This is a genomic window from Synechococcus sp. H55.10, assembly GCF_047502715.1.
Classification (GTDB): domain Bacteria; phylum Cyanobacteriota; class Cyanobacteriia; order Thermostichales; family Thermostichaceae; genus Thermostichus.
Map to the genome: position 1 here is coordinate 1 of NZ_JANSJJ010000118.1, position 4,392 is coordinate 4,392.

The 4,392-nt window shown below is 60.5% G+C and carries 5 protein-coding genes; 3 read left to right on the plus strand and 2 right to left on the minus strand.

Translation table 11 applies throughout. From position 1 onward, the window contains the following. Positions 1-197: 197 nt before the first annotated feature. Positions 198-944: a GvpL/GvpF family gas vesicle protein gene (locus tag NW858_RS08125; RefSeq protein ID WP_414336049.1), complete on the minus strand. Its 747-nt coding sequence runs from the start codon at positions 942-944 to the stop codon at positions 198-200. Further along, positions 922-2,043 (minus strand): sugar phosphate nucleotidyltransferase, encoded by a 1,122-nt coding sequence (locus NW858_RS08130; protein WP_414520258.1) that lies wholly within the window; start codon positions 2,041-2,043, stop codon positions 922-924. Before NW858_RS08130 ends, NW858_RS08125 begins: the two co-directional genes overlap by 23 nt. Positions 2,044-2,247: 204 nt before the next feature. Here NW858_RS08130 and hisG point away from each other — a divergent pair, with 204 nt between their 5' ends. The 3 genes from hisG to NW858_RS08145 form a co-directional block, all read left to right on the plus strand. Continuing rightward, a complete protein-coding gene (gene hisG, locus NW858_RS08135; protein ID WP_414520259.1) occupies positions 2,248-2,973 on the plus strand; it encodes an ATP phosphoribosyltransferase in 726 nt (241 codons plus the stop codon). A gap of 191 nt (positions 2,974-3,164) precedes the next feature. Further along, the gene (locus NW858_RS08140) at positions 3,165-3,959 is read left to right on the plus strand and encodes a photosystem II manganese-stabilizing polypeptide (RefSeq protein WP_414348970.1); all 795 of its coding nucleotides are present in this window, start codon (positions 3,165-3,167) and stop codon (positions 3,957-3,959) included. An 88-nt stretch (positions 3,960-4,047) separates the two neighbouring features. Continuing rightward, a partial coding sequence (locus NW858_RS08145; RefSeq protein ID WP_414520260.1) for a class I SAM-dependent DNA methyltransferase occupies positions 4,048-4,392 on the plus strand: 345 nt, incomplete at its 3' end.

Here is a 4,392-nt window from a genome sequence, read left to right on the forward strand (position 1 = left end):
CCCCGGCCCCTCTCCCTGAGGGATCCCCTCACCCCCGGCCCCTCTCCCTGAGGGATCCCCTCACCCCCGGCCCCTCTCCCTGAGGGAGAGGGGAGTTAGAGCGGCGCGTTGGCGACAGCGTTGCGGAGCAATAACGAGGTAACCAACCGTTCCATCGCCATTGGACTGGATTGAATGACCATAAAACAGAAAACATGTCAAAGCTTGACGAAATTGTAAGGAGCGGTGAAGTTGTTGTAGCGAATGCGCAGCCGCCCCTGAAAGGTCTGGTCTAGCTCCTCCACTTTTTGGGCAAAAGCCGGCTCATCTTCCCAGTTGATCAAAAATGAGCCGTTGTAGGCCATGTTCTCCGTGAGCAGATCGCCTTCCACGCGGTCGCTGGCCAGGGGGCTGAGGGCCGCCGTGAAGGTTTGGGCGATGCGCTGACGCCGCTGCTCCAAAAGCTGCTCCAGAGCCCGTCCGATCTCGACTACCGCATCCAGACCCAAAGGGGCGCCGACCATCTCGTCCCGCCGGGCTTTCAGGGCGGGGTTTTCCTCCAGCCCCAATTGGAGCTCTTGCTGGGGATCCCAGAAGACCTTTACCCCCACCTCCCGTTTGCCCTCTAGGCGCTGCAGCAGGGTCAGCAGATCGGCCAGGCGCGGTTTGACCAGATCCTGCTCCACCTGATCCCAACTGCTCACCACCAGGCCAAATTGCAACGGCAGCAGGGCGCGGTGTCCCTCGTTCATCACGGTTTCTAGGACGGCTTCGTGGGCCAGCAGATTGGCCCGGCTGGCCAAGTAGCGCTCCTGGCGGGCCTGGGAATAGAGAAAGGCCAAAGATCCCAGCACGTGAACCCCCACCGGCTGCTTGTCCAGCCCCACCACATTCAGGTGGCGCGGGCCGGGGGCAGCAACGATCCCGTAGAGATAGAGGGCGCTATTGGGATTTGCCGTTGCCATGGCTGCGGGCATCTCCGATCAACCAGGTGAGGTTGGACTCTTCCGTGTCGATGGCATTGCCATCGGAGGAAATGCAGTAGCGACCCATCACCATCTGGTGGCGCAGCGTCACTCCTGCGGCGATTTGGGTGTAGTTAAAGATGAGACTGCCATCCAGCGTACACCCTTCGTTCAACACACAGCCGTAGCCAATGGCCGTGGGGCCGATGAGCTTTACCCCATCCGCCAGGTAGGTGCTGGCCCCGATGTACACCGGTGGCTCAATGTGGATGCGATTCCAGTTGGCGCGGATGTTGATCCCTGTCCAGACGCCGGGCCGAATCTGGATCCCGGGCACCTTGACGCCTTTGATCTCGCCGCGCAGCACCTTCTGTACTGCCAGCCAGTAGTCATGGGTACGGCCAATGTCCACCCACTGGAAGTCGGCCTTGAGGCCGTAGAAGGGGGAGCCGGCTTTCACCAAGGCGGGGAAGAGATCGCTGCCGATGTCATAGGGGCAGCCGGGGGGGATGTAGTCCAGGACTTCTGGCTCGAACACGTAGATGCCGGTGTTGATGGTGTTGCTGAGGGCCTCTTCCTGCCTGGGCTTTTCTTGGAAGGCGGTGACCCGGCCCGTCTCATCAGTTACCACCACTCCGTAGCTGGAGACTTGGCTGGGATCCACCTCTCGCAACACCACCGTGGCCAATGCCCCCTTAGATTTGTGAAAGTTGACCACCTGGGTCAGGTTGAGGTCGATCAGCGCATCGCCGCAGAGCACCACGAAGGTGCTGTCAAAAAAGCCGGAGAAATCCTGGATCTTGCGCATGCCACCGGCGGATCCCAGGGGTTCGGCCACCGGCTGGCCGTTCTCGAAGTGGCCCTCGAAGGAAAAGCCGATGTGTACTCCCCACTGCTGGCCATCGCGAAAGTAGTCTTCGATCTGGTGAGCGAGGTGGCTGGTGTTGATCATGATCTGGTCGAAGCCATGTTCCCGCAGCAGCTCCACCAAGAACTCCATGACCGGCTTGTGCAGAATCGGGATCATCGGCTTGGGCATCATGTAGGTGATGGGCCGTACCCGTGTCCCTTTGCCGGCTGCCAGGATCATGGCTTTCATGCCGTCCTCTCTCCTCCGGGTTCATCGTGTTTTTATCATCCCAGGATCTGCGTTCTGGAAAACATCTGCCGAGTCTACCTCGCCGGCAAGAGGTCAGTTCCCTACAATTGAGGACGCAGGATCCCTGGTATCCACTTTCCTTCTTTAACTAAGCAGCATTCCCACTGCCCTTGTCCTTTTGCCAGAAGGGATCCCTAAGTGCCTATGTTGACAGCCGCCAGCCCTCGGCCAGCTCCGAAGCCCAATACCCCGACGATCACCATTGCTCTGGCCAAGGGAGCCTTGTTGGCCGACGCTATCCGCTGCTTGCAACAGGTGGGGATCGATTTCAGTCGCTTTTTGGATCCCGGCAACCGCCTGCTGCGGATTGAATCGCCCACCCAGCTCAACGGGCAACGCTACGAGGCGCTGCTGGTGCGCAACCACGACGTGCCGGTGTACGTGGAATACGGACAGGCCGAACTGGGCATCGTCGGCTACGACATCTTGCGAGAGCGCTATGCCGGCAGCGAAGCGCGGGTGGCCCACCTGCTGGACCTGAAGTTCGGCTACTGTCGCATGTCGGTGGCCCTGCCCCAAGATAGTCCCTACACCTCGGCGGCCCAGTTGCCTCCCCATGCCCGCGTCGCTTCCAAGTTTGTCGGCTGCGCCCGCGAGTATTTTGACCGGTTGGATTTGCCGGTGGAAATTATCTCCCTCTACGGCTCGGTGGAACTGGCTCCCCTCACCGGCATGGCCGATGCCATCGTGGACTTGGTGGCCACCGGACGCACCCTGAGGGAAAACGGCCTGGTGGAACGGGACTGCCTTTTCGAGAGCACCGCCCGCCTGATCGCCCATCCCACCAGCTACCGCGTTAACCAACAGCCCATCGGCGAGCTGGTAAACCAGATTCGGGAGCGCTGGCTGGGATCCCTGGGCCCGTTCTGAGGTGGCCGCGAAAGGGTCTCACCCCTTTCTGGCCATCTGGCCGACTTTCCCTAGAGGGTGGGCAACTGGACTTGACCAAGAAACTTCTGCGGGCTCAGCCAAAGAGGGGATCCCTATTGCGTACAATAGGGGCATTCAGGCTTATTCTCCCCAGCAGCATTGAGATTAAAACAGGTTTTTCGAGGTTGCTTATGCGGTACCGTCCACTACTCGCCATCCTGTTGGCGCTCTGTTTGAGCGTCTTTGCCCTGCCGGCGGCGGCTGCTAAGGCCCCGCTGACCTACGACCAGATCCGCAACACCGGCAAGGCCGCCATTTGCCCTTCCGTCTCCGACAATGCCCGCGGCCGCATCGAGGTGCCCAAGGGGGGATCCCTGAAGCTGACCGATGTCTGCTTCCAGCCGGTGCAGATTGAAATCGAAGAGGAAAAGCGGAACGGGGAAAAAGAGTTTATCAAAGCCAAAAACATCATGATCTCGGCGGCCACGCTGGGGCCGATTAAGGCCGAGGTCACCCCCAAAGACGGCGCGCTGGAGTTCAAAGTGGTGGATGGGATCACCTTTCAGCCGACCACCGGTCAGTTGCCCCGCCGCGAGCGGGTGCCGTTTCTGTTCAGCGTGAAGGACTTGGTCGCCACCGCCCAGGGAGCCGCCATCGACCCTTCGACCGACTTTGAAGGCGAGTTCTTGGTGCCCGGCTACCACAGCAGCACCTTCCTCGACCCGCGTGGGCGCGGCTCCAACGCCGGCTACGACACAGCCGTGGGGCTGCAGGCGGCCAAGGACGACTTCGCCACCAACCGCAAGGTGGACGAGGTTTCCCAGGGGAAAATGTCGCTGCGCATTGCCCGCGTGGATCCCAGCACGGGTGAGATGGGCGGCTCCTTCGTCAGCATTCAGCAGTCCAGCACCGAGCAAGGGGCACTGGAACCTCACACCGTCCGCGTCCAGGGCTTGTTTTACGCCCGCCTGGCGCAGGAGTCTTGAAGAGAGCCAATTTTGGGCTTGAGAGAGGCAGGGATCCGGGCAATTCCTGCCCATTCTTGTTGATACTCTGTCTGTCTGGGTTTGCCCGTTGGGGAAGGGGACAGTGATGGCGGGATCCCACAGCGTTTGTTTTGATCGGGCTGCCGACTTTTACGATGCCACCCGCAGCTTTCCTCCGGCTGTAGAGGAAGAGATCGCCGATGCCATCTTGGCGGCAGTGGGAGCCACTCCTGAGACCCATTTTCTTGAGGTGGGCATTGGGACGGGACGGATTGCGCTGCCGCTGATTCGGCGCGGCTGCCCTTACACAGGAATCGATATTTCCGAACGCATGCTGGCGGTTTTACGGCGCAAAAATGAACTACCCCACCGCGTAGGCGGGTGGGGTTTCCTCACCCGCTTGACAGCAGAGCTTTTGTCTCTTCTTCTGCCC

Coding starts and splice junctions, on each gene's coding strand:
- NW858_RS08125 (WP_414336049.1), bottom strand. CDS start 944: ATGGCAACGGCAAATCCCAATAGCGCCCTCTATCTCTACGGGATCGTT.
- NW858_RS08130 (WP_414520258.1), bottom strand. CDS start 2,043: ATGAAAGCCATGATCCTGGCAGCCGGCAAAGGGACACGGGTACGGCCC.
- hisG (WP_414520259.1), top strand. CDS start 2,248: ATGTTGACAGCCGCCAGCCCTCGGCCAGCTCCGAAGCCCAATACCCCG.
- NW858_RS08140 (WP_414348970.1), top strand. CDS start 3,165: ATGCGGTACCGTCCACTACTCGCCATCCTGTTGGCGCTCTGTTTGAGC.